This is a genomic window from Streptomyces ruber, from assembly GCF_014648075.1.
Taxonomy (GTDB): domain Bacteria; phylum Actinomycetota; class Actinomycetes; order Streptomycetales; family Streptomycetaceae; genus Streptomyces; species Streptomyces ruber.
In genome coordinates this window covers 1-800 of sequence record NZ_BMQK01000057.1, presented here as the reverse complement: position 1 = coordinate 800, position 800 = coordinate 1, and the positions used below count along the sequence as shown (strand labels likewise).

The 800-nt window shown below is 73.4% G+C and carries 1 protein-coding gene; it reads right to left on the bottom strand.

Annotated features, from left to right (window positions below; translation table 11 throughout):
* On the bottom strand, positions 1–800 hold an 800-nt coding region (locus IEZ04_RS34335), incomplete at both ends, for an alpha/beta hydrolase (RefSeq protein ID WP_189220918.1).

Sequence of the window (800 nt, the reverse complement as noted above, 5' to 3'; positions counted from 1 at the left end):
GTGGATGACGCCCTGGTAGCGGACGGCGGTGACGGGCACGCCGGCCGCGCGCAGCTTGTTCGCGTAGGCCTCGCCCTCGTCGCGCAGGACGTCGGCCTCGGCGGTGACGACCAGGGCCGGGGGCAGGCCGGTGAGCTGGGCGGTGGTGGCGCGCAGCGGGGAGGCGGTGATCTCGGCGCGCTGGTCGGGGTCGGTGGTGTACTGGTCCCAGAACCACTGCATGCCGTCGCGGCGCAGGAAGTAGCCCTCCGCGAACCGGTGGTAGGAGGGGGTGTCGAAGGACGCGTCGGTGACCGGGTAGAACAGCACCTGCTGCACCAGGGCGACGTCGCCGCGCTCCTTGGCCATCAGGGTGAGGGCGGCGGTCATGTTGCCGCCCACCGAGTCGCCGGCCACCGCCAGCCGCGCGCCGTCCAGGTCCTTGTCCGCGCCCTGCGCCACGATCCACCGGGCGACGGCGTAGTTCTGTTCGACGGCGACGGGGTAGCGGGCCTCGGGCGAGAGGTCGTACTCGGGGAAGACCACCGCGGCGCCGGTGCCCACCGCCAGCTCGCGGACGAGGCGGTCGTGGGTGTGGGCGTTGCCGAACACCCAGCCCGCGCCGTGGATGTAGAGGATCACCGGCAGGCTGCCCCCGGCCTCGGCCGGGCGGACGATCCGGGCTCTGACGCTGCCGGTCGGCCCGCCCTGGACGGTGATCCACTCCTCGTCCACGGCCGGCTTCGCGATCGCGCCCGACTGCACCTCGTCGACCGTCTTCCGGCCCTCCACCGGACCCAGGTCGAACAGGTACGGCGGAT